Annotated in this window: 18 protein-coding genes and 2 pseudogenes; 4 read left to right on the top strand and 16 right to left on the bottom strand. The window is 65.4% G+C overall.

Annotated features, from left to right (window positions below; translation table 11 throughout):
* Positions 1-114 precede the first annotated feature (114 nt).
* Both AC1DKV_RS04530 and AC1DKV_RS04525 read right to left on the bottom strand, forming a co-directional pair.
* Positions 115-2391: an FdhF/YdeP family oxidoreductase gene (locus tag AC1DKV_RS04530; RefSeq protein ID WP_441612596.1), complete on the bottom strand. Its 2277-nt coding sequence runs from the start codon at positions 2389-2391 to the stop codon at positions 115-117.
* Positions 2392-2460: 69 nt separating this feature from the next.
* Complete coding sequence (locus tag AC1DKV_RS04525) at positions 2461-5253, bottom strand: ATP-dependent Clp protease ATP-binding subunit (protein WP_441612595.1); 2793 nt, start codon at positions 5251-5253, stop codon at positions 2461-2463.
* Positions 5254-5968: 715 nt separating this feature from the next.
* Between AC1DKV_RS04525 and AC1DKV_RS04520 the strand changes: the two genes are divergently transcribed.
* Positions 5969-6775 (top strand): family 1 encapsulin nanocompartment shell protein, encoded by an 807-nt coding sequence (locus AC1DKV_RS04520; RefSeq protein ID WP_441612594.1) that lies wholly within the window; start codon positions 5969-5971, stop codon positions 6773-6775.
* Positions 6776-6972: 197 nt separating this feature from the next.
* Positions 6973-8031, top strand: a complete 1059-nt coding sequence (locus AC1DKV_RS04515; RefSeq protein WP_441612593.1) for a Dyp-type peroxidase — start codon at positions 6973-6975, stop codon at positions 8029-8031.
* A gap of 28 nt (positions 8032-8059) precedes the next feature.
* Here the strand turns inward: AC1DKV_RS04515 and AC1DKV_RS04510 are convergent, their stop codons facing one another.
* The 3 genes and pseudogenes from AC1DKV_RS04510 to AC1DKV_RS04500 all read right to left on the bottom strand — a co-directional run.
* The gene (locus AC1DKV_RS04510; protein ID WP_441612592.1) at positions 8060-8980 is read right to left on the bottom strand and encodes a bestrophin family protein; all 921 of its coding nucleotides are present in this window, start codon (positions 8978-8980) and stop codon (positions 8060-8062) included.
* Positions 8977-9159, bottom strand: a pseudogene (locus AC1DKV_RS04505) (hypothetical protein); the annotation flags it as partial. The gene AC1DKV_RS04510 and the pseudogene AC1DKV_RS04505, both read right to left, overlap by 4 nt.
* 87 nt (positions 9160-9246) lie before the next feature.
* Positions 9247-9538: pseudogene (locus AC1DKV_RS04500) on the bottom strand (GntR family transcriptional regulator); the annotation flags it as partial.
* A gap of 765 nt (positions 9539-10303) precedes the next feature.
* Here AC1DKV_RS04500 and groES point away from each other — a divergent pair.
* Both groES and groL read left to right on the top strand, forming a co-directional pair.
* Positions 10304-10594, top strand: a complete 291-nt coding sequence (groES, locus tag AC1DKV_RS04495; protein WP_017225479.1) for a co-chaperone GroES — start codon at positions 10304-10306, stop codon at positions 10592-10594.
* A 39-nt stretch (positions 10595-10633) separates the two neighbouring features.
* Positions 10634-12277, top strand: a complete 1644-nt coding sequence (groL, locus tag AC1DKV_RS04490) for a chaperonin GroEL (RefSeq protein WP_477137500.1) — start codon at positions 10634-10636, stop codon at positions 12275-12277.
* Positions 12278-12403: 126 nt separating this feature from the next.
* Here the strand turns inward: groL and AC1DKV_RS04485 are convergent, their stop codons facing one another.
* The 11 genes from AC1DKV_RS04485 to cpaB all read right to left on the bottom strand — a co-directional run bounded on the left by AC1DKV_RS04485 (position 12404) and on the right by cpaB (position 23857).
* Positions 12404-13192, bottom strand: a complete 789-nt coding sequence (locus AC1DKV_RS04485) for a metallophosphoesterase (RefSeq protein ID WP_441612590.1) — start codon at positions 13190-13192, stop codon at positions 12404-12406.
* Between the two features lie 99 nt (positions 13193-13291).
* Positions 13292-14755, bottom strand: a complete 1464-nt coding sequence (locus AC1DKV_RS04480) for a vWA domain-containing protein (protein WP_441612589.1) — start codon at positions 14753-14755, stop codon at positions 13292-13294.
* Positions 14756-14788: 33 nt separating this feature from the next.
* The gene (locus AC1DKV_RS04475) at positions 14789-15427 is read right to left on the bottom strand and encodes a TadE family protein (protein ID WP_441612588.1); all 639 of its coding nucleotides are present in this window, start codon (positions 15425-15427) and stop codon (positions 14789-14791) included.
* Entirely contained in the window at positions 15427-15906 is a 480-nt protein-coding gene (locus AC1DKV_RS04470) for a TadE/TadG family type IV pilus assembly protein (RefSeq protein WP_441612587.1), read from the bottom strand. The genes AC1DKV_RS04475 and AC1DKV_RS04470 overlap by 1 nt, the downstream gene beginning before the upstream one ends.
* Before the next feature lie 91 nt (positions 15907-15997).
* Entirely contained in the window at positions 15998-16954 is a 957-nt protein-coding gene (locus tag AC1DKV_RS04465) for a type II secretion system F family protein (protein WP_441612586.1), read from the bottom strand.
* Positions 16955-16986: 32 nt separating this feature from the next.
* Positions 16987-17961 (bottom strand): type II secretion system F family protein, encoded by a 975-nt coding sequence (locus tag AC1DKV_RS04460; RefSeq protein ID WP_441612585.1) that lies wholly within the window; start codon positions 17959-17961, stop codon positions 16987-16989.
* 30 nt (positions 17962-17991) lie between these two features.
* Complete coding sequence (locus AC1DKV_RS04455) at positions 17992-19347, bottom strand: TadA family conjugal transfer-associated ATPase (RefSeq protein ID WP_441612584.1); 1356 nt, start codon at positions 19345-19347, stop codon at positions 17992-17994.
* A 64-nt stretch (positions 19348-19411) separates the two neighbouring features.
* Positions 19412-20623 carry a CpaE/TadZ family protein gene (locus tag AC1DKV_RS04450; RefSeq protein WP_441612583.1) on the bottom strand — a complete coding sequence of 404 codons (1212 nt, stop codon included), beginning with the start codon at positions 20621-20623 and terminating at the stop codon, positions 19412-19414.
* 76 nt (positions 20624-20699) lie between these two features.
* Positions 20700-21029 (bottom strand): hypothetical protein, encoded by a 330-nt coding sequence (locus AC1DKV_RS04445; RefSeq protein ID WP_441612582.1) that lies wholly within the window; start codon positions 21027-21029, stop codon positions 20700-20702.
* Positions 21030-21043: 14 nt separating this feature from the next.
* A complete protein-coding gene (locus AC1DKV_RS04440) occupies positions 21044-22939 on the bottom strand; it encodes a type II and III secretion system protein family protein (protein ID WP_441612581.1) in 1896 nt (631 codons plus the stop codon).
* Between the two features lie 66 nt (positions 22940-23005).
* Complete coding sequence (cpaB, locus tag AC1DKV_RS04435) at positions 23006-23857, bottom strand: Flp pilus assembly protein CpaB (RefSeq protein WP_441612580.1); 852 nt, start codon at positions 23855-23857, stop codon at positions 23006-23008.
* Positions 23858-24124: the final 267 nt, after the last annotated feature.

Here is a 24124-nt window from a genome sequence, read left to right as displayed (position 1 = left end):
GACGTCTCGCGTTTCCATGGCGATGCTCCTTCCTTCCCGTCCTGTGGATGCCCCGATCCACCAGGGCTGCCGGGCGCATCGAATCCTGGTACGGTGCACCCGGCGCATCCACGATCAATTGGCGGCTGAACGCGTCACTCGGACGGGAATGGATTTGTACGAGGGCGTGCCGCTTTCCTTGTCGATGTAGTCGAGCGGTACCAGGACGTTCGCCTCCGGATAGTAAGCGGCCACGGATCCGCGCGCGATGCCGTAGGCAATCGCCGTGATGTTCTCGAGCCGGAGCCGTCGGTCCGAGACGATGGTCTCGATGTCTACCAGGTCCCCGTGTTCGATCCCATGCGAGGCCAGGTCGGCCTCGTTCATGAACAGGACGTCGCGGCGGCCGAACACACCACGATAACGATCATCCAGGGCGTAGATGGTTGTGTTGTACTGGTCGTGGCTGCGGATCGTGATCAGGCGCAGGACGTTTTCACCTCCCAGGACCTCGGCGTCCTCGTGCACGCCGGCGTACACGGAGAACTCGGCCTTTCCTGAAGGCGTATGCCACTTGCGCTCGGTCGGCGGCAATGGCAGGCGGAATCCGCCCGGCATCCGGATGCGCTCATTGAAGGCTTCGAACCCGGGGATGCTCCTGTCGATCAGGTCACGGATCTTGTCATAGTCGGCGATCAGCTCCAGCCAGGGGACCTTGCTGTCCGGCAGGGTTGCGTGCGCGATGCTGGCAACGATTGCCGGCTCGGAGCGCAAGTGCTCGGAAGCCGGGGTGAGCTTGCCGGCCGACGCATGGACCATCGACATCGAGTCTTCGACCGTGACCGATTGCGGGCCGCTCTGCTGCACATCGAGTTCGGTACGCCCGAGGCAAGGGAAGATATAGGTTTCCTTCGCCACCAGGAGGTGCGTGCGATTGAGCTTGGTGCCGACGTGCACGCTCAGGTCGAGCTTGGCCATCGCGGGCAGGGATTGCTCGGGATCCGGCAGCGCGACGGCGAAGTTCCCGCCCAGGCAGATCAGGGCCTTCGAGGAACCCCTGATCATCGCCTCGATGGCGTTGACGGCATCGTGCCCGTGTTCGCGGGGAAGCTGGAAGCCGAAGATGCCTTCGAGCCGCTCGAGAAAGTCCGCCGACGGCTTCTCCGTGATGCCGACCGTGCGGTTTCCCTGGACGTTGGAGTGGCCGCGCAGCGGGCATATGCCGGCGCCGGGCTTGCCGAAGTTGCCGCGCAGCAGCAGCAGGTCGGCGATCAGGCGAACATTGGCCGTGCCCTTGTTATGCTGGGTGACGCCCATGCCGTACGTGACAATCGCGGCATTCGACTTCGCATAGGCGATGGCCACCTGTTCGAGATCGGCTTGCAATAGTCCGCTCGCTTTTTCGATGTCCTCCCATGTCGTGGCTTGCAGATCGGCCGCGAAGGCGTCGAAGCCGACCGTGTGCGTGGCGATGAATTCGCGGTCAAGGACGTTACCCTGTTCCGCATCCAGCGCCAGCAGCGACTTCATGATGCCCTTGAGTGCGGCCGCGTCGCCGCCGGCGTTGACCTGGAAATAGGTCGAGGCGATCCGGGTCGAGCCGTAGGTGGCCATCTCAAGCCAGTTCTGCGGATCGGCGAAGCGCTCGAGGGCGCGTTCGCGTAGCGGATTGAAGACGATGATCGGTACGTTGCGACGTGACGCTTCGTGCAGCGTGCCCATCATCCGCGGATGATTCGTGCCGGGATTGTGCCCGATCGAGATGATGAGGTCGCACGTGTCGAAGTCTTCGAGCGACACCGTGCCTTTGCCGATGCCGATCGATTGCGGCAGCCCGATGCTGGTCGGCTCGTGGCACATGTTCGAGCAGTCAGGGAAATTGTTCGTGCCATATTCCCGCACAAAGAGCTGGTACAGGAAGGCGGCCTCGTTCGAGGCCCTGCCGGACGTATAGAACTCCACCTGGTCTGGCGACAACCCGCGCAGGATCTGCCCGATCCGGCCGAACGCCTCATCCCACTCGACTGCCCGGAATTTGTCCGTGGCGCGGTCGTAGACAAGCGGATGCGTCAGGCGGCCCATGTCCTCCAGCTCGAAATCCGAGCGCTGCAGCAGCGATGCCACGGTGTTGTTCTCGAAGAACTCCGGGCGCACGCGCTTGGTCGTCGCCTCCCAGGTGACGGCCTTCGCGCCGTTCTCGCAGAACTGGAAATTGGAACGGTGTTCCTTGTCGGGCCAGGCGCAGCCCGGGCAATCGAAGCCGTCCGGCTGATTGGTCCGGAGCAGCGTGATCGGGGCCTTGATGGTTTCCATCTGCAGCCGGATGGCCTGGGCCGTCGCCCGCAGCGCTCCCCAGCCGCCGGCAGGGCCTTCGTATTCCCTGATACCGGGCACTTCGCGTCGATTGGTCATTTGATGAACTCCATGGATGAAAACGGCGGCACCATGCACTCGGGTCAAGCTGACGCTTCTCGCTGGCTCCTATGCGGCGGACTTCCTCGGCTTTGAGCCGGCACGGCGCTCTGGCGCCTGCTCCAGGGACGGCGTGCCATCGGGGGGCGGGGCATCCTTTGCGCTGTCCTTTGCCTTAGGCTTGGCCGGGAGCTTGTCGAACCGTACCGCCGCGCTGTCCGTGTCGTAGTCGATCCTCGCCTTGTCGCCCGGCTTCAGCGCGTCACCGAGGATCTCCTTGGCGAGACGCGTTTCGATGACCTGGCGAATCTGGCGTTTCAGTTCGCGCGCGCCGAACTCGGGCTGGTAGCCGACTTCGACCAGGTGCTCGACGAGCGCGTCGCCGAAGCTGAGCGTGATGTCCTGTGCCGCCGCCGTGCGCACGATGCGATCGAGCTGGATCTGCACGATCGCGCGGATGTTCTCCTTGCCAAGCGCATGGAAGACGATGATCTCGTCGATGCGGTTCAGGAACTCCGGACGGAAGTGCCCCTTCAGCACGCCCATCAGTGCCGCGCGGACTTCCTTGTCGGATTTTCGCTTGGCCTCGGGCTGCGCCAGGTTATCCATGATGATGGCGGAGCCGAGGTTGCTGGTGGCGATCAGGATCGTGTTGCTGAAGTCGACCACGCGGCCTTTGCCATCGGTGAGGCGACCATCGTCGAACACCTGCAACAGGACGTTGTAGACGTCGGGGTGCGCCTTCTCGATCTCGTCGAGCAGGATCACGCTGTAGGGACGTCGCCGCACGCGTTCGGTCAGCTGGCCGCCCTCCTCGTAGCCCACGTAGCCCGGCGGCGCCCCGATCAGGCGCGCCACCGCGTGACGCTCCATGTATTCGGACATGTCGATGCGGATGATCGCCTGCTCATCGCCAAACACGGTTTCGGCCAGGGCCTTGGCGAGCTCCGTCTTGCCGACGCCGGTGGGCCCCAGGAACAGCAGGGTCGCGATCGGTCTGTGCGTCTGGCCGAGGCCCGCGCGCGACAGGCGTACCGCGTCGCTCACCGCGACCACGGCATCCTCCTGGCCAACCACGCGCTCACGCAGCTTTGCCTCCATGCCAAGCAGCTTCTGCCGCTCTTCCTGCGTGAGTTCCGCGACCGGAATGCCGGTAAGGCGAGATACGACCTCAGCCACCGTCGCCACCGTTACCTCGAGCGTCTCCGAGCCCGTCTTTCGCTGCCACGCCTCCATCGCCTCGTCGAGCTGCTTCTGCTTCTCGCCGATGCGTTCCTCGAAGCGCTTCGCCTCGTCGAAACGCTTGCGCGAGGCGGCATAGTCCTGCTCGCGCTTGAGCTGCGCGGCTTCCGCTTCCAGTTCCAGGATCGCGGCCGGACGGGAGGTCGCGCCGATCCGCACGCGTGCCGCGGCCTGGTCGATCAGGTCGATCGCCTTGTCGGGCAGGAAGCGTGACGTGATGTAGCGATCCGCGAACTCGGCCGCCGCGACAAAGGCATCGTCGGAGAAGGTCACCTGGTGATGTGCCTCCAGCTTGTCACGCAGGCCACGCAGGATCACGATGGTCTGCTCGACGCTCGGCTCCGGCACGAGCACGGGTTGAAAGCGGCGCTCGAGTGCCGCATCCTTTTCGATGTACTTCTGGTACTCGCTCAGTGTCGTTGCACCGATCAGGCTGAGCTCGCCGCGCGCCAGCGCAGGCTTGAGCACATTGGCGATGTCGAGGCCTCCCTCGCCCCCGCCCTGGCCAGCCCCGACGATCGTGTGCAACTCGTCCACGAACAGGATCAGCGAGTCCCGGCTGGCCGTGACCTCGTCGATCAGGTTCTTTGCGCGCTCCTCGAATTCGCCGCGGTACTTCGCGCCCGCAACCATCGCATTGATGTTCAGTTCGACGAGCCGCTTGTCACGCAGGACTTCCGGCACGTCGCCGTTGACGATCCGCTGCGCGAGTCCTTCGACGATCGCTGTCTTGCCAACGCCCGGCTCGCCGATCAGCACGGGATTGTTCTTCTTGCGCCGGGCAAGCACCTCGATCGTGCTCTCGATCTCCTGTGCGCGGCCCAGCACCGGATCGAGCTTGCCCTGGCGCGCCATCGCGGTGAGGTCGCGCCCGAACTTGTCGAGGTTGGGCGTGCCCGTGCCGCCTTCGATGCGACCGTCCTCCGCGCCTTTTCCCACCACCTTGACGACCTTCTGGCGCAAGGCTTCCGGTGTCACGCCATATTTCTTGAGGAGGGCTCCCGCGATGCTCTCGGGCACGGCGGCAAGGCCAATCAGCAGATGCTCGGGCCCGACGTACGAGTGACCCAGTTCGCGCGACGCCTGGAAGGCAAACTGAAAGGCCTTCTTCAGGCGCGGCGAGATCGTCATCCGGTCGAGTGGCGCATCGGGGTCCGCTTCCCCCGTGCGCGCGTGCTCGTCAATATAGGTCTTGATGTCTTCGGACGAGATCTTGAGCTCCTTGAGCAGTGCGCCGGCAATGTCGTTCTCGGCAAGCACATAGAGGAGATGCTCCGTGTCGAGCTCGGCGCGGCGTAACTCGTGCGCCTTCTCCGCCGCGCGCTGCAACAGCTCGATCGTCTGCTCGCTGAAGGCGTCCGTGGCATCGACGGACTCGCGCGGCACCTCGGTGGAGAAGGAGCCTGCATCGTCGGTCTCGCCGCCCAGGCCACCGAACAGGTGTGACATCCCGCCTCCACCGTTCAGGAGGGAGTCGAACGGATTCATCATGTCCTGATGCCGCAGCATCTGGCGGTAGTGATAGTCGCAGATCGAGAGCGTGCGGCGCTCGCCGTTCTCCGTCACGGTGACACGGGCAACCGCGGGGCGTGCATTACAGATGTCGCAGAGGACTGGCATGGCGTGAAGATCCCTGTTGTGAAGATCCCTGTTGGTCGAAGCGTTCAGACTGTTCGATTCGGATGCGGCATGGCAGCCGGGCGTTGCCGGACATGCGAGGCCGGGGACGCCGGGGACACCGGAAGCGTCCGGCCGTCGACTGATGTTTCTGCCTCTGATGCCGCGGCGCGTTTCCGACTTCGTCGCGGCAGTCTCGTGCGTCGAGAACCAGGCGCTCTCCGGAAAGCCGGCACGACAGAGTTCAGCCTTTGGCTAACATAGTTGATGGCCAGGCTGGCGAAAAGATACAGTTGAAAACGATCTGCGCAAGTCGGCTGCGCGGTCCCTCTTTCCCGGCTTTTCCGCTGAACGGAAAGCGGGTGAAACACGATCTGCGGGGAAGCGCCCGACCTTGCGAAGGCGAGCGTCATCGGCCTTTGCCTGCCCGCGGGCTGCCAGCGGCGGACTCTGGTGCGGCGGCAGTTGCCCCGAATCCCGTGCGCGCGGCGAGCATCGTTTAGAGCACAGCGGGAGCGGTTCGCGCAAGCCGATGCGGGAGAAGCCTTGCTGTGCTCTTGCCGAGCCCGGGACGTTCATCGAGAATGATCGGGCAACAAGGCGACGCCACGCTCGGGCGGCACACCCGAGGCAGCGGCGGAAAGAAGGGAACACAAGACACGCGACGAAGACGGCATGACGATTCGACGCGTAGCGGCCAGCCAAAGGAAGCCTTCAAATGAATAATCTTCGTCGGGAGCTCGCGCCAATCTCTGAGGGAGCGTGGGAGCAGATCGAGCAGGAAGCATCTCGCACCCTCAAGCGCTACTTCGCGGCTCGGCGCGTTGTGGATCTGGTCGGACCGAAGGGTCTCGGGTTTTCCGCGGTCGGTACCGGCCAGGTACGGCAAATCGAGTCGCCAGGCGATGGTATCGAAGCCGTCCAACGCGATGTGCGGGCCCTGGTGGAGCTACGGGTCCCGTTTGATCTGTCCCGCCTGGAGATGGATAGTGTCGAACGAGGGTCGAGCAATCCCGACCTGCAGCCACTGAAGGATGCGGCTCGCAAACTCGCGCATGCGGAGGATCGCATTGTCTTCGAAGGCTATGCGGCGGCCGGGATCCAGGGGATTTCCCAGGGTGCCAGCAATGTCGCACAGGCCCTTCCGCCCGATGTCGGCGGGTATCCGGCCGCGGTGGCGCAAGCGCTGGACCAGTTGCGCCGTGCCGGTGTCGATGGCCCCTACAGATTGCTTCTGGGTGACAAGCCATTCACGGACGTCGGCGGGGCCACCGACAATGGCTATCCCGTCCTGCGGGACCTTCGCCAGCTTGTAGACGGCGAGATCATCTGGGCGCCGGCAATGGAAGGCGGCATGGTGCTCACCGGGCGGGGCGGCGATTTCGAACTGCACATTGGCCAGGACGTTTCCATCGGCTACCTTGACCATTCCGAGGCTACCATTCGATTGTATCTGCAGGAAACCCTCACGTTTCTCATGTTGACTGCAGAGGCGGCCGTGATGCTTGAACGTGCCGGGCGGTAGATGGCCGGCCATGCGCCCGGATCGTCCGCCAGCCAACTTATGCAAAGGGCGGCTGCCGTTCCAAGGCAATGTTCGGACCGCCTTTCTGAAATTCACGATGCCACCTGAACCCAAAGTATAGGTAACGATGAGCGATAATTGAGCGGCGCCTATCGTTCCGTTATCGCTGGAATTCGACATGGAAAACACTCGAAAAAATGCCTGACATCATCCCCGAACAGCAAGCCGTGTGTAGTCCGATCACCCGTAGCGCGATCTTTATCGTCGCGGTCCTGTCAGCAGGCGATGACAGCGCAGATGCCGTGCGCGCGTTGTGCGCGGATATCGGCGCGCTCGTTCGTGCCGTGGGAAAGCGGGTCCCCGGCGGAAACCTCTCGTGTGTCTGCGGATTTGGTTCGGATGCCTGGGACAAGCTGTTCGGCGCCCCCCGCCCGGCCGGCTTGCACGCCTTCCGGGAATTCGGCGCCGGCGATCGCCGCGCCATGGCGACGCCGGGTGACCTGCTCCTGCATATTCGCGCCGAGCACATGGATCTGTGCTTCGAACTCGCAACGCAGCTGATGAGCCGGCTTGGCGCGGCCGTGTCGGTGGTTGACGAGGTGCATGGCTTTCGCTACTTCGACATGCGAAGCATGGTCGGTTTTGTCGACGGCACCGAGAACCCGACCGGAGCCGAATCCATTCGTTTCACGATCATCGGTGACGAGGACCCTTCGTTCGCCGGGGGCAGCTATGTGATGGTGCAGAAGTATCTGCACGACATGGCTGGCTGGAACAAGCTGCCCGTCGAGACGCAAGAGCGAATCATCGGCCGCACGAAGCTGTCCGACATCGAACTCGATGAGGCGGTCAAGCCGTCGTCGTCGCATAGTTCGCTCACCACCCTCGAGGAGAACGGAGAGGAGGTGAAGATCTTGCGCGACAACATGCCTTTCGGGCAGCCGGGCAAAGGCGAATTCGGTACGTTCTTCATCGGATACGCCCGTTCGCCCAGGCCGCTGGAACAGATGCTCGAGAACATGTTCGTGGGGCGGCCGCCGGGCAACTATGACAGGTTGCTTGACTTCAGCAGGGCAGTCACCGGCGGCTTGTTCTTCATTCCATCGGCAACGCTGCTGGAGGACCTTGCCGAGCGTCACCCGGATTCCATTCAAGCCGACGGTGGAGGTCACGATTCGATTTTGTCGTCCGAGGCGCAAGGCCATGACGGCTCGCTGAAGATCGGTTCGCTAAAGGCAGCCTCGGAAGCCGATTGACCTGGTTCGACATGCCCGGGAAGATCGCCTACGTGAACTGATACGGCCGCACCGGCAGCGTTTCCGGCGGCAGCTCGCGATCGCAAAGCTCGAGAACAGATCGCTCGATATTGCGCGTCATCGCATCGAGCGCCAGCGCGTTCGGTGCAAGTCCGAATGGTTCGGCGACTTCGCTTGCGATCGCTTCCAGTGCGATCAGCGTGTAGGAGATAAAGACGCATAGCAATGGCGTGAAAAGCTCGGTCGAGTCGACCAGGCCGAAGGGAAGCATCACGCAATAGGCATAGACGGTTCGATGCAGCAGCACGTTATAGGCAAACGGGATCTGCGTGGAGATGATCCGCTCGCAGCCCCCGAGCACGCCGCCCAGCTCGTTGATCTGCTGGTCGAGTATCCAGCGTGTGCTGTCGGTTGCGGCGACTTGTCCCTGGCAGCCGGCGAGGCCGCGGCGAATGTCGTTCAGCAAAGCCATCGGCTTGTAGCATTTCCCCTGCAACGCCGCCATCTGGTCGGGGCCGAGGTAGCGGCGCAGGTCCTCTGTCGGGTCAGTCATGCGCAAGCGATGCTTGAGCGCATAGGCGAATGCAATCAGCATATTGGTGATCCGGGTACGATCCGCGGCAGGCAGGTTCTCCGGGAGGTAGCAGAGCATCTGCGATGTGAGCGCCCGCGATGCAATCAGCAGACTGCCCCATAGATGGCGAGCCTCGTTGAAGCGGGCGTAGCTGGCGTTGTTGCGAAACGCGAGGAAGATGGCCAGTGCCAGGCCGAACAGCGTGAACGGTGCCGTATTGAGCGGAATCTTCTCGCCGAATATCCGGCCATGCGTGAACACCGCCAGGCTGCTGACAGCCCCGATGAAAACCAGTTGGGGAAGGATGGTCTGCAATACCGAACCGTTCCAGGCGAACAGCATCAGGAACCAGTTTTGCCTCGGCCTCACGATCATGGCGTCGTTTCCCCGACATTGGCGTGGCCGGGGCTGGCGTCGCCTTCCCGCACCTTGCCCCGGAAGACCCGGTACTGAAGTGCGTTATAGACCAGGATGATCGGTAACACAACGATGGTGCCAACCGGCGCGAAGCGCTGGCTGGACGGGCTGGAACAGGCTTCCCGGATCGTCAGCGACGAGGCCGATCCGGGCCGCCGCCAACCTTTGAAGGCAGATATTGATCGCCTCGGTCGCGCCCGCGTTTGTCACGTTCCGGAGCATCAAAGCCGGCTGACGTCCACCGGGGAGGACATGGCGATCGGCTTCGAATGCTCGCAACGCCTGCATTCGTCACCCGTCGCTTGCGCGTTGCAGGTCGACGAAATAGCCGGACTGCGGCCGGCTCACCAGCAGGCCGCGGCTTTCCAGCAGCAGGTAGGCGTGAAGCACCGTGGTAATGCTGATCCGGTGTTGCCGGCTAGCCTGCCGCACGGAAGGCAATCGTCCGCCGTGCCGGTAGACACCTTGCCGGATCAGCCGCTCGATATCGTCGGCGAACCTCTCGTAGAGCTTCATCGGACGCTCCTCCCGGCCGGATCGGCGCCAGGTGCATCGCGGTAGCGGAAGCCTCGATCGTGCGCTTGCGGCGGCACGGCCGGACTGCATGAATCGGGTCTGGTGGCGCTGTTGCCGGGCAGCGCAACTATGTCGGGTCGTCCGCGGCGCAAGCCGGCGACAAGGTGGAGGCAGACTTCGCGTATCTTCCCTGGTTCGTCTTTCACGACGGTAGCTCCGATCAATGCGCGTCGCCGGGCCTTGGGGACTGGAACTGGCTGCGCGTCATTTTGTTGAAAGGAAGAGTAGGGGCGAAGCTGTATTGCCAGGAGGCACACATGAGCGTGCCGAAAAAGAGTACAGATTCAATCCTGTGCCAATATCTGGAAAGCTGTACTTGAAGTCGCTGGCATGTGCCGAAACCGGCGCATCGCGGGGTTGCGCTGGGAGGGCGCGCCGGCCGCGCCCGCGCGGTGAGGGTGCGGCTGCGATTGCCCGGGAACCGGGGAAAAGGTGAGCGGACTCGCGTAAGTCCGTCGGCCGTGACCTGCCGAGGCGGCCCGCCCGGAGCACTGGTCGCTGCCTGATTCGCTCGCGCATCGACAGCATCAAGGGTAAACACGTATCAAGTCGCTGACTTGAAAACGTAAACCCCCGTCCCTATAATTAGCACTCGTTGGGTTAGAGTGCTAACAGCCCTCTCTCAGCCTTCCGATTCTGCTGGCAGCCAGCTAAAGCGGCCAGTTCTTGTGAACGTAAAATCACTTTTTGTACCAAGGAGTCCGTATGAATCTGCGTCCTTTGCACGACCGCGTGATCGTCAAGCGTCTGGACAATGAAACCAAGACCGCTTCCGGCATCGTGATTCCCGACAATGCTGCCGAAAAGCCTGATCAAGGTGAAGTGCTCGCCGTGGGCCCCGGCAAGAAGGATGACAAGGGCGCTTCGATCGCTCTCGACGTCAAGGTGGGTGACCGCGTGCTGTTCGGCAAGTATGCCGGCCAGGCCGTGAAGGTGGATGGCCAGGAACTGCTGGTCATGCGCGAAGAAGACATCATGGCCGTGGTGAACAAGTAATCCACGCCACCCCCCGTACAGATTTAGGAGATTCAGAACATGGCAGCTAAAGACGTAGTGTTCGGCGACGCCGCCCGTGCCAAGATGGTCGAAGGCGTGAACATTCTCGCCAACGCAGTGAAGGTGACCCTGGGCCCGAAGGGCCGCAACGTGGTGCTGGAGCGTAGCTTCGGCGGCCCGACCGTGACCAAGGACGGCGTGTCCGTGGCCAAGGAAATCGAACTGAAGGACAAGCTGCAGAACATGGGCGCGCAGATGGTCAAGGAAGTGGCTTCCAAGACCAGCGACAACGCCGGTGACGGTACCACCACCGCAACCGTGCTGGCCCAGTCGATCGTGCGCGAAGGCATGAAGTACGTTGCCGCCGGCATGAACCCGATGGACCTGAAGCGCGGCATCGACAAGGCTGTGGTGAACGCGGTCGAAGAGCTGAAGAAGCTGACCAAGACCACCACCACCAGCAAGGAAATCGCCCAGGTCGGCTCGATCTCCGCCAACAGCGACGAAGTGATCGGCAACCTGATCGCTGAAGCGATGTACAAGGTCGGCAAGGAAGGCGTGATCACCGTGGAAGACGGCAAGTCGCTGGCCGACGAGCTGGAAGTCGTGGAAGGCATGCAGTTCGACCGCGGCTACCTGTCGCCGTACTTCATCAACAACCCGGAAAAGCAAGTTGTCGCCCTCGACAACCCGTTCGTGCTGCTGTTCGACAAGAAGATCTCGAACATCCGCGACCTGCTGCCGGTGCTGGAGCAAGTGGCCAAGTCGGGCCGCCCGCTGCTGATCATCGCTGAAGACGTCGAAGGCGAAGCCCTGGCGACCCTGGTGGTGAACAACATCCGTGGCATCCTGAAGACCGCCGCCGTCAAGGCTCCGGGCTTCGGCGACCGCCGCAAGGCCATGCTGGAAGACATCGCCATCCTGACCGGCGGTGCAGTGATCGCCGAGGAAATCGGCCTGACGTTGGAAAAGGCAACCCTGCAAGAACTGGGTCAAGCCAAGCGCATCGAAATCGGCAAGGAAAACACCATCATCATCGATGGCGCCGGCGATGCAGCTTCGATCGAAGCCCGCGTGAAGCAGATCCGTGCCCAGATCGAAGAAGCGACCTCGGACTACGACCGTGAAAAGCTGCAAGAGCGCGTGGCCAAGCTGGCCGGCGGCGTTGCAGTGATCAAGGTTGGCGCAGCCACCGAAGTCGAAATGAAGGAAAAGAAGGCACGTGTGGAAGATGCACTCCACGCAACCCGCGCAGCCGTGGAAGAAGGTATTGTCCCCGGCGGCGGTGTGGCCCTGCTGCGCGCTCGCGCTGCCATCGCGAACCTGACCGGCGACAACGCCGACCAGAACGCCGGCATCAAGATCGTGCTGCGCGCCATGGAAGAGCCGCTGCGCCAGATCGTCCTGAACGCTGGCGAAGAAGCCTCGGTCGTGGTGGCCAAGGTCATCGACGGCAAGGGCAACTACGGCTACAACGCCGCCACCGGCGAGTACGGTGACCTGGTGGAAATGGGCGTGCTGGACCCGACCAAGGTGACCCGCACCGCGCTGCAGAACGCAGCTTCGGTCGCGTCGCTGATGCTGACCACCGACTGCGCAGTTGCAGAACTGCCGAAGGACGATTCGGCTCCGGCAATGCCGGGCGGCATGGGTGGCATGGGCGGCATGGACGGCATGATGTAAATCTGCCGGCCTGCCTCCAGGGCAGCCTGCTTTACCCGTAGCATCCGTAGTAGCAAAAACCCCCGCTGGCGCGAGCCGGCGGGGGTTTTTGTCTTGGGGCCGCCGCTTCGCGCGGACTGGGCGGCTTCAGATCTCCACGGTGAAGCACCAGTCGAATGCCGGGTTCTCCAGCTCGCCGGTATGGCGTCGCACGTAGCCGCGCGGATTGCACACCACGCGCGCGCCGTCGAGACGGTAGTCGAAGCCCGTATGCGTATGGCCATGGATCCACAGGTCGGCCTGCGCAACCAGGTCGGGCCGGCGCGAGATGAAACCCGCGGAGACCACGTCGTGCGAGTAGCGTGGATCCAGGCTGCCGAGATCGGGGGCGTGGTGCGTCACCACCACGGTCTTGCCATCGAACGGCGCGGCGAGCTGCGCCGCCAGCCAGGCGCTGGCGGTCTCGTGCAGCGCGAGCGCATCGTCGGTGGTGAAGCGGCGGCGCTGGCCGTCGCCGCCGTCGATCTCGATCAGGCGGTGATCCACCATCCGGCTGGCGCACGCCCGCATGGCCTCGTCGCGCCGGCCGGTGCCGAACAGTGTGTAGTCGGTCCACCAGGTGGTGCCGATCACGCGCGCGCGCTCGCCGGCGGGGCCGTCGAAGTAGGCAACGGCCCCGTTGAGCAGATGGACATGGGCCGCGTCGCGCGCCGCGTCGGCCATGGCGGCCTCGGCCGTGTCGAACGCACTCTCGTAGTACTCGTGGTTGCCGGGCACGTAGACCACCGGCTGGGCAAACGTGCTGGCGGCCCAGTCCACGCCGGTGCGGCCGTTGGCAATGTCGCCCGCCAGTACCACCAGGTCGGCGGCGCAGTCGGGCACGGATGCGGGGATGTCGTGTTCGATGTGCAGGTCGCTGAGGATGCGGATCTTCATGCTCTCTCCATGCCGCGCGCACGCCCGGGCGCGGCGTGCCCGTTCGCATGGATTCTTCAGAAAACCCCGGCCGCGGTCAAGCGCGGCCGGGCCATGCACCTATTTGGAGATGCGCAGGATCTCGGAGGCGAGCTTGGAGAAGCAAGGCTTCAGGTTGTCGATGGTCTTGGCGTAGCAGTAGACGCCGGAGGTCTGGTTCTTGTTGTACAGCGGCGCGTCGATGGTATTCGCCATGTTCTTGAGCAGGTTCGCGTCGAAGCCGCCGTTGCCGTCGAGTCCCAGCGTGAACACGTACACATTGTTGTTGCGCAGGTAGCTGGCCATCTCCACAGCGACGTTGGTGGCGGCGTTGTAGACGTTCTGGGACGAGTATGCCGACGTGACGGTGTACGGCACGGTGGTCGGGTAGATCGGGAACTCCTGGTCGGAGGCATTGTGCGCGTTGTAGTACTGCGGCATGCCCATCGGCTGCACCGTCGTCGTGACGACGGTGCCGTCGCTGTTGCCGTTGTTGTCGTCGCCGGTGCTGTTGCTGTTGCTCACGTTGGCGCATGCGCCGCTCATCTTGGTGTTCTGTACCGTGGTGATATAGAAGCCATTGGGCGTGGAGCCGGGCGACGATGCCGTGATGCCGCCCGCGCAGCTGTTGCCGGTCGGCGTGGTGGCGCCGGTGGTGGTGGTGCTAGAGCAACTGCGGCGCCCGCACGTGGTGACCCGCGTACTCGTGGTGCTGCCCATCTGGTAGGTGGCCGCCAGCGTGTTGGGCTGCCCGTCCGAGAAGAACACCACCACGCGCAGGCTGGAGCGGTTGGTGGTGATGCTGTCAAGCTGGGAGCGGGCCTGGTACAGGGCCTCGGCATAGTTCGTGTTGCCGCCATTGCTCAGGCCGCTGATGGTGCTCTGCATCGTCTTGCGGTCGAAGCCGCGCGTGGTCTTGCTGATCGGGATGTCGGAGACAGCGCCCGAGGCGAAATGCACGAGCCCGACGCGGTCCGACGAGGGGCTGAACTGGTCGAGAAAGGTGTTGGCGTTGGACTTGACCGTGCTCCAGACGGGCGACATCGAACCGGACGCATCGATCACGAAGATCAGGTCGAGGTCCTTGCGGATCGACTGGGCCGTCGCGGCGACCGCGACGTTGTTCATGCCGAGCACCTTCATCAGTGTGAGCGGCATGGTGGCCGATGCCGAGACATTGATGGTGACCGCGCCCGCGGTCGGGGTGTCGAACAGCACGGCCGGCGTGGCCAGCGTCGGCACGGCCTGCAGGTAGCCGCTCGGGAAATTGGTGTTGAAGAAGTCCTGCGCCGCCTGCCGTGCGGCGGCCGCCTGGTCGGGTTGCGTGGTGCCGTTGGTGACGGCGCGCGCCGCGGCGACCGCGGCCGAGTCCACCGCGGCATTGAGCTTGGCCTTGGTCACGTAGGCCATGCCCGCGTCGATCGCGAGCCCGGCCGCGCCGAGCAGGCCGATCATCGTCACGGCGGCGACCAGGGTGATCTGGCCGCGCTGCCTGCCGGCACCCGGCGCGCGCGTGCTTCGCAGTGTCGTTCGCGGGGTTTTCATGGCGGCTCCTTTGTCTTGTTCTTGTGGCGGCAGTCAGAACGATGTGACCGAATACAGGTTGGGGCCGATGTCCGGCATCTTGAGCAGCCCCATGGTCAGCCCTTTGAACAACATGTCGAAGTTGTAGTAAGACTCGACCACGTAGACGATCTGGCCGTCGCTGAGCAGGCCCGTCATGGCATTGGCGGTGGGCGACGTGCTGCCGCCGGCGGGCATGCTGCCGCAGCTGCCGTCGCTCTGCCACTGGCCGCTGCCGCTGCCGCAGTTCCAGACCTTGCTGCCCGGGACCGAGCCGCCGAGCGACCAGCCCCCGGCCCAGCGGTATTGCTCGAGCACGATGTTGCGCACGGCGCAGTTCTTGCCGTTCTTGTTGCACTCGTTGTCGCCCATGACCTTGGTGATGTAGATCATGCCGCGCTGGCTCATTTTCAGCGGCGGCGTGGTCTGCGCCAGCGCGGTCATGATGTCCTGCGGCGTGTAGGCAGAGCTGCGCGAGGCGAGGCTGGCGCCTTCGCGCGTCAGGTTGACCAGGATCAGGTTGGCCTGGATGGCCCGCGCGAAGTCGATCACCGGCAGGGTGAGGAAGATGAAGATCGGCAGCAGGATGGCGAACTCGAGGCTGGCGATGCCGCGTGCGGCACGCCTGCGCGGCAGGGGGCGGATGCGTTTCATCAGAAGGCCTCGTTGCGCATGGTGGCGGCCACGCTGAACGTGTACTTGCCGCCCGTGGAAGAGAAGAACGCGGCCACCATCGGCGTGAGCAGCGGCCAGGAGCAATTGACCTGGATCACCACGAGGTCGCCGGCGCCGCCGAACATCGTGCCGCCGTTGGCCTGCGTGCTGCCGTTGACCCAGGTGGTCACGGTGGCGCCGGACATGTCGTAGATGCCCAGCGAGGTGTCGTGGATCTTGGCCAGCACGGCCTGGTAGCGCTGCTGGGTGGTGTTGGCCGGGTCGAGGGTACTCTGCCCGGTGACGGCGAAGCGCGCGCCTTCGCGCACGGCATTCTGCATGGTGAGGTTGGCGAACATCATCATGCTGAAGTCGACGATGGAGAAGAAGAGCAGGAAGAACACGGGCGCCACCAGCGCGAACTCGACGGCGCTGGCACCGCGCTGGCGCAGCCGCCCGAGGATTGCCGAGGGTTGCATGGTAGGACCTCCTGCGTTTGGTTGTGCCCGCCTTGCCTGCCATCGCCGCCGCGCCGCTGGCGCGGCCGGCGACGGGCGCGGGGTGGCCGGCCTATTGCCCGTTGCCCATCATGTACGGGATCAGCGTGCGGTAGAACTGGATTGCCGGCGAGCCGAGCAGCACCACGAACAGCGACGGCAGGATGAACAGCGTCAGCGGGAACAGCAGCTTCACGGCGATCTTGGCCGCGCATTCCTCGGCGCGCTGGCGGCGCTTGGTGCGCAGGGTGTCGGCGTGCACGCGCAGCGAGTCGGCCACGCTGGTGCCGAAGCGGTCGGCCTGGATCAGCATGCTGACCAGCATGTCGATGTCTTCCACGCCGGTGCGCAGCGCCAGGTTGCGCAGCGCCTTCTCGCGCGAGAGCCCGGCACGCAGCTCCAGCACCAGCAGTTCCAGCTCCTCGCCGAGCGCGCTCTTGTCCTTGCGCAGCTCGTCCACCACCTTGAGCAGGGCGGCGTCGAGCGCGAGGCCCGCTTCGACGCAGACGGTGATCAGGTCGAGCGCGTCGGGGAAGGCTTCGAAGATCGCCTCCTTGCGCACGCGGATGCGCCGGCGCAGCACCAGGTCGGGCAGGTAGAAGCCGGCAATGGCGGCGGCCAGCAGCGCGGCCGGCAGCAGGCGCGGGTTGTCCTCGCTGATCACCCCCTGCGTGGCCAGCAGCACCGCCAGCGGAAACAGCATGGCCAGCGCGGTCTTGGCGGCGAAGTAGACCGCCACGGCGGAAGGGCTGCGCCAGCCGGCGTTCATGAAGCGCGTGCGGATGGCCGAGCCTTCCCAGCCCTCCTTGGGCAGCGCGAGCCTGGCCAGCGGCTGGGACAGGCGCTCCAGCTTGCGCATCCAGTCGTCCTGCAGCACCGACGGCACCTCGTCCTCGGGCACGGCCGACTTGGTGACCTGGGTGATGCGCCGGCGCAGCGCATCGGCCTGGAATGTCATCATGGCGCCCAGCGTCACGCCGAAGGCCACCAGGAACGCGAAGACCAGGATCAGTATTTGCTCGATTCTCATGATTCCCCCTTCATCTTGGCCGTGGCGGCGTCCTACATGTGGATGCGGACGATCTTGCGCATCCACAGCAGGCCCAGCAGCATCAGCAGCACCGCGTATCCCACGATCCAGGGCCCGACCGGATCGCTCGCGAGCGGGTCGAGGAAGGTGGGATTGAGCACGTACATGGCGCCGGCCACGGCGAACGGCAGCACCGAGAGGATGATCCCGGAGAAGCGTCCTTCGGCAGACAGCACCCGCACGTGCCCGAGCAGCTTCATGCGCTCGCGGATGATGCGGCTGACGTTGCCGAGGATCTCCGCCAGGTTGCCGCCGGACTCGCGCTGGATCAGCACCGCGATGACGAGGTAGCGCAGGTCGGGCAGTGGCGCGCGGTCGGCCATGTTGGTGAGCGCGTCATGCATCGACGCGCCGAAGTTGAGTTCGTCGAACGTCATGCGGAACTCGGCGCCGAGCGGCTCCGGCAGTTCGTTGCCAGCCATGTCCAGCGCGCTCGAGAAAGAGTGCCCGGCGCGCAGCGCGCGGCTGATCAGGTCGGCGCCTTCCGGAAGCTGCGCTTCGATCAGCTGGAGGCGGCGGCTGCGGCGCCGGAGCACAAACCAGAGCGGCGTCGCGAGCGCGCACAGCGCGGCGGCCGCCACCGCGATGGGGGGCAGCCCCAGCAGCATGCCGAAGGCGAAGATCGCGGCCGCCGGAAGGAACGTGAAGCCCAGGAACGTCGACACGTTCCAGTACAGGCCCGACTGCATCAGCAGTTTGTCCAGCGCGTGGATGCGCGGCAGCTTGCGCAGCAGGCTGGCGAACCTGGCCGAGCCGGAGAGGGCACGCTCCTTCATGATGGACGCGGTGTGCTCGTCCCAGGTCGCGTGGGCCACCGCCTGCAGGCGGCGCCCCAGGCGCCGCGCGCCGGCGCTGTGCTTGTGCTGCCACCACTGGTAGCCCAGCACCAGCAACAGCACGATGGCGATGAACAGCGAGAGGGCGAAGGCCGCGAGAGTCGGGTTCATGGCTGGTCTCCTGCGCAGGGCGTGCGCGGTTCATACCTCGAAGCGCATGGATGGCTCGAACAGCCGTTCCGGCACGGTCACGCCGAACGCCTGCAGCCGCTCGCAGAAGTGCGGGCGCACGCCGGTGGCGCAGAAGTGGCCCTTCACGCGGCCCTCGGCGTCGACGCCGGAACGCTTGAAGGTGAAGATCTCCTGCATGTTGACGACATCGCTCTCCATGCCGGTGATCTCCTGCACGCTCATCAGCTTGCGGCGGCCGTCGGTCAGGCGCGAGACCTGCAGGATCACGGTCAGTGCCGACACGATCTGCTGGCGCATGGTGCGCGGCGGCAGCGACAGGCCGGCCATGCTGATCATGTTCTCGAGCCGGGTCAGCGCGTCGCGCGGGCTGTTGGCGTGGATGGTGGCGAGCGAGCCTTCGTGGCCGGTGTTCATCGCGTGCAGCATGTCGAGCGCCTCGGCGCCGCGGACTTCGCCCAGGATGATGCGGTCCGGGCGCATCCGCAGCGCGTTCTTTACCAGCGCGCGCTGCGTGATCTCGCCCCGGCCTTCGATGTTGGGCGGGCGCGTTTCGAGGCGCAGCACATGGTTCTGCCGCATCTGGAGTTCGGCCGCGTCCTCGATCGTGACGATGCGCTCGCTCGCCGGGATAAAGCCCGACAGGATGTTGAGCATGGTGGTCTTGCCGCTGCCGGTGCCGCCCGAGATCAGGATATTGAGCTTGGCCTTGACCATGGCTTCGATCAGCTGCGCCATCGGCGGTGTGAGCGTCTGTAGCTCCACCAGGTCCTTGACCATCAGCGGGTTCACGGAGAAGCGCCGGATGGAGAGCAGGGGGCCGTCCACCGCGGACGGCGGGATGATGGCGTTGACGCGCGAGCCGTCGGGCAGGCGCGCATCCACCATCGGGCTCGATTCGTCGATGCGCCGGCCCACGCGCGACACCATCTTGTCGATGACCTTCATCAGGTGGGCATCGTCGCGGAAGGTCACGTCGGTCAGCTCCAGCTTGCCGCGGCGCTCCACATAGACCTGCTTGAACGTGTTGACCAGGATGTCGGAGACGGTGGGGTCGGTGAGCAGCGGCTCGAGCGGGCCGAAGCCCAGCATCTCGTCGCGCACGTCCGACACCAGCCGCTTGCGCTCGGTCTCGTTGATCGGTATGTTGCGCTCGTCGATGATGCGCTCCACCAGCAACGCCAGTTCGCGGCGGACCTGCTCGGGCGAGAGCCGTTGCAGCTTTTCCAGTTCCACGCGTTCGATGATGGCTTCGTGGATCTCCATCTTGAGCTGCTGGTAGGCGGCGTTGGCGGTGGTGGTGGCCGGGCCGACGCGCTCGGCCACGGTCTCGCCGGCCTTTTCATAGAGTTGTTCACGCAGTGACATGTCGATTCTCCGTGGCGCGTCGCGCGCCGGTATCCGATTCGCGGACTAGTCCCTTTGCCGGCGCTCAGGCGTGCCGTTCCACCGGCACGCCCTGCGCGCCGCGGTCCTTGCCATGGCCGAGCAGCTTGCGCAGCAGGCCCTCGTGCTGCCTCGGCGCATTCGGGTAGACGGTCTCGACCATCTGCACCAGCGCGCGCGAGATCGCGCTGTGCTCGCCCAGTTGCAGCACGGGCAGGCCCTGGTTGCTCGCGTCGCGCGCGGCTCGGGCATCCGCCGGCAGCACATGCGCTACCTTGGCGCCCAGGGTTTCCTCGAGCGTGCGTACGCTCACCGGCGAATGCTTGTCGAAGGCGTTGACCACCAGGTGCATGCGCTCGGCCGGATAGCCCAGCGAGCGGAAGATGTCCATCAGGCTGCGCCCGGCGCGCAGGTAGGGCAGGCTGAGCTGCATCACGGGGTAGATCGTGTCGCTGTGATCCAGCACCATGATCGACGAAGGGTTGATGTCCTGCCCGATGTCGAAGATGATCACGTCGTAGGCCGGACGCACCAGGTCCAGGATGTTCTCGAGATGGGCGGACTTGATGTCGCCCGCCTTGACCGGGTCGCCGGCCCCGGCGATCACATCGAAGTTCGGATGCGCGTGCGTGATGCAGGCGTCGAGCAAGGCCAGGTCCAGCCGGTCCACCTGCTGGCAGATATCGGCCAGCGTGGCCGGCGGCGCCTTGTCGGTGACCAGGAAGGCAGCGTCGCCGAACTGCTGGACCAGGTCCACCAGCAGCACGCGCTTGTGGCGCCGCGCGGCCAGCGCGTAGCCAAAGTTGGCGGCGACGAACGTGGTGCCGCTGCCGCCCTTGCAGGCGGCGAAGGTGAAGGTGCGCGCCTCAAGGCTGCTGCCGGTGAGCGGCTTGACCGCGAGCCGCTCGAGCTCGTCGTTGAACTCGCGCGGGTCCAGCGGCCAGTGCAGCACGCTGCGGATGCCCATGCGCATGGCCCGCATCAGCAGCTCGGCCGACGGCGACGGCGCGACCAGGATGCAGGGCACGTCGCCCGGCTCGGGGAAGCGCTGGCGCAGCCGCTCGAGGATGTCGGGGCTGAAGTCGTCGGCCTGCAGCACCAGGAAGTCGGAGGGATGGATCAGCCCGGCCATGCCGAGCGCCTTCTCCGGGTCGGCGCAGACCAGTTGCAGCTGGCGTTGCGTGGCGGCCTGTCCGGCCATCGAGGACATCTGCCGCGCACGCGTCTCGTCGCCCGAGACCAGAATAAGCTTTGCCATCTCCATTTCTCCCAGTTTCAGTTGAAGCTGCCGGTGCGCGGCGGCGCTTCCGGAGCCGCCGCGCACCGCCTTCCGGTCATGGCGCCGAGGACATCGCCGACGACGAGCCCGAGCCGACCCCGATCGCGTACGCGTTCGCGTCGGTGGGCGGGTTGCGGTACGACTGGTTGTAGCGGTCCATCGCGTAGGTGGCGCTGCGGGCGTCGACGCCGGTGACCGGGTCGGTGTTCAGCGATGCATCCGGGTTGAGCGTCTGCATGGCGCGCACGATGCGCACCGCTTCGCCGAAGTGGGCGTCGTACACCGGCGTGGTGGTCATGCAGCCGGCCAGGCCAGCTGCCGCGCACGCGGCGGCGCTGGCGAGGGCGAACCGCGCGACGCGGGCAAGGCTATGGCGGAAGTCCATGATGTGTCCCCTGTTCATTGCGCGGAGTCCGCGCTAGTCGCCGTACCGGCGATGGTGGGTGCGGGCAGGGCGGCGGCGCTGTCGCGCGGACCGGCCATCGGCTCCTGTCTCGTGGTGGGCGCGGCCGGGGCCGGGGCCATCGGTGCGGCCGGAGCGCCGACCGGCGCGGGCTGCGGGTTGGCTGGCGCGGCCGGCAGCAGGTTCACGTCGGGATGACCTTCCATGTTGCCGTTGATGAAGACCTCGCCCGGCGTCGGCTTGCCGAAGGAGTCGGTCGGCATCGGGTAGTTGGCCGGCAACGGCTTGACCAGGCGCGGCGTCACCACGAACAGCAGCTCGCTCTTGTCCTGCTGGAAGTTGGTGCTGCGGAACAGGTTGCCAAGGATGGGCAGCTCGCCCGCGCCCGGCAGTGCTTTCAGGCTACCCGTCACGTTGCTCTTGATCAGGCCGCCGATGGCGAAGCTCTGCCCGTCCATGACCTGCAGCGTGGTGGATGCGCGCCGGGTCGTGATCAAAGGCAGGATGGTGGTGCCGCTCAGGTTGGGCGCGGTCAGCGCGACGCCGGTCGGCGACAGCTCGGACACCTCGGGCGCCACCTTCAGGTTGATGCGGCCGTTGGCGAGTACCGTCGGCGTGAAGCGCAGTCCCACGCCGAAGGTTTCTTCCTGCAGCGTGATGGTGGTGCCGCCCGCGCTCGAAGCCTGCGGTACCGGGATAAACACCTTGCCGCCGGCGAGGAAGCTGGCTTCCTGCCCGCTGATGGCCATCAGGTTGGGCTCGGCCAGCACCTTGACCAGGCTGTCGCCTTTTTGTGCATCGACCTGGAAGTTGAAGGGCAGGTTATTGTTCTTGACACCGGAGAGCACGCCCGCGCCGCCCGAGAGGAAGTTGGCCAGCAGGCCGAAGGTCCAGCTGCCGAAGGCGCCGTTGAGGTTGGCCGCGGCGCCGAGCTGGTCGATCAGCGTCTTGGAGACTTCGGCGACCTTCACTTCCAGCATCACCTGCTGGGGCGCGTCGACGCTCATCATGTTGATGATGCGCTGGCTGCGCAGCGGCTGCCCGCCGGCGCCGCCAGCGCCGACCATGCCCATCCCCATGCCGCCCATGGGCATGCCGTTCATGGCGAGCATGGGCTGGCCGGGCGCGCCGAAGCCTTGCGGGGGCGCCGACATCGGGCTGCGCGTCTGGCGGATCACGAACGCGTTGGCGATGTCGATCACCATCTGCGCCACGGTGGAGTCCGGCACGTTGCCGGTCAGCACCAGGCTGTCGGCCGCCGACGATACGCGCACCTTGCGGGCCTCGGGCACGAGCTCGTGCAGGCTGGTCTGCAGGCCGCCGGGGTCGGCGCCCACCGTGACGTCGATCACGGTGCAGTTGCCACTCTTGCCCTGCACGATCATGTTGGTCGTGCCGATATCCAGGCCGAGCAGGTAGAGCGTCTGCGGCGACACCAGCATGGCCTGGACCACGCCTGGGTTGCCCAGCGTGCGCGTGCGCACGGCCTCGGGCAACTGCAGCATGCGCGACTTGCCGACCGGCACCGTCACCTGTTGCGGATCGCGCGTGGCGCCAGAGCAGTTCGGGCCGCGGCTGATGCTGGCGTCGGCGGGCGGCGGTGGCACGCTGGCCGCGCCGATCGTGAGCTGGATCGGGCCGTTGGCGGCCAGCTTCATTGCCTGTGGCGCGGCCTGGGCGGCTGCGTTCGCCGCATTGGCCGCATTCGCTGCGTTGCCAGCATTGCCAGTGTTGCCGGCGGTGCCTGCGGCATCGGCGGCCTGTGCCTGTTCACTGGCCAGCCAGACGCAGGTCATGGACAGCACGGCGAGCGCGGTTAGGTTCAGGCGTGAGGGGCCGTTGCGCGGCGCACGGCTGCGCGGGCTGCCCTCCTGGGTATGGTGTCGATCCATTTGATTTCCCCGGTTTGTTGACCCCATTGGCTGGGGCCGGCATCTGGCTTGCTCAGCGTGCGCGCATTAGAAGCATTCTTGGTTTTGCTGCATCCCGCTGATCACGCCCACGCAGTTGCGCGAGACCTTCTTCTCGGCGATGCGCTGCACGACCTGCACCACCTTGGCCACCGGCGCGGCCGTCACCGCGGCCTTGAGCACCGGTTCGTTGAGCAGGCTGCGCTTGGTGGCGCCGGCGGTTTCCACCGGGCGCGGATCGATCTGGTTGCGCAGCACCAGCGAGAGCGTGCCCACGCTGCGTGCGAGGTCGAGCTTCTCGGCTTCGTCGGGAGAGACTTCCAGCGTCACGGCGTTGACCACCTTGGGTTTGGTCTCGTCGCGGTTGACCTCCTGCGCGATGGCGAGCACGAGGATCTTCTCGAGCACGATCTTGGAGATCGACTGCTCGGTCTGCGAGGCGCCTTCGTTCTTGGCCTGGTCTTTCTGTGTGTTGACGATGATGTCGACGAAGCTGCCCGGCAGCGCGAAGCCGGCCACGCCCACCACGTCGTTGACGCGCACGGTGATGGCGCGCTTGCCTTCGGCGATCACGGCGGAGAGGCCGCCGCGCGTGCCGACCGGCGTGAGCTTGGATTCGAGGATGGGCTCGCCGCGCATCACGCTGGCCTTGGTCACGCGCCCGTCGATCAGCTTCTGGTCGGTCAGCGCGCCGGGCGGCAGGCTCTCGCGCGGCCAGTCGACGACCTTGACGAACTCGGGCGCGAGCCGCTGCCCGAGGTTGATGTCGGTACCGGCCACTAACACCTTGGTGACGCTGCCCGAGCTCTGCTCGATCATCCAGCGCGAGGCCAGCACGACCGCCGCCAGCCCGGCCAGTGCCGCCACCAGCAGCATCACGATTGCACGTACGTTTCTCATTTGACGGTCCCCCCAGTGTGGATCCAGGCAACGGCGGCGCCGGCGAGGCACGAACGCCCCCCCTGGCTGTCACGCCAGACTCGGTTCATCGGCGCCGCGCGCGGCGGCGTTCAGTCGAATGCGGTGATGCCGCGGCGATGCCCCAGGCGGTGTGCGTCCGCGTGGCTGCGCCGGTAGCCCTGGGCGTGGCCCGCGGCGAGCGGGTTGCACTGGCGCGAGCGCCTGCGCGCGCCTGCGCTCGCGCGGCCGGGCTGCCAGGCGCCATGC

It is taken from the genome of Cupriavidus sp. 05T41 (genome assembly GCF_056396525.1).
The sequence above is the reverse complement of the archived record's forward strand: the minus strand, read 5'-3'. Positions and strand labels throughout refer to the sequence as shown.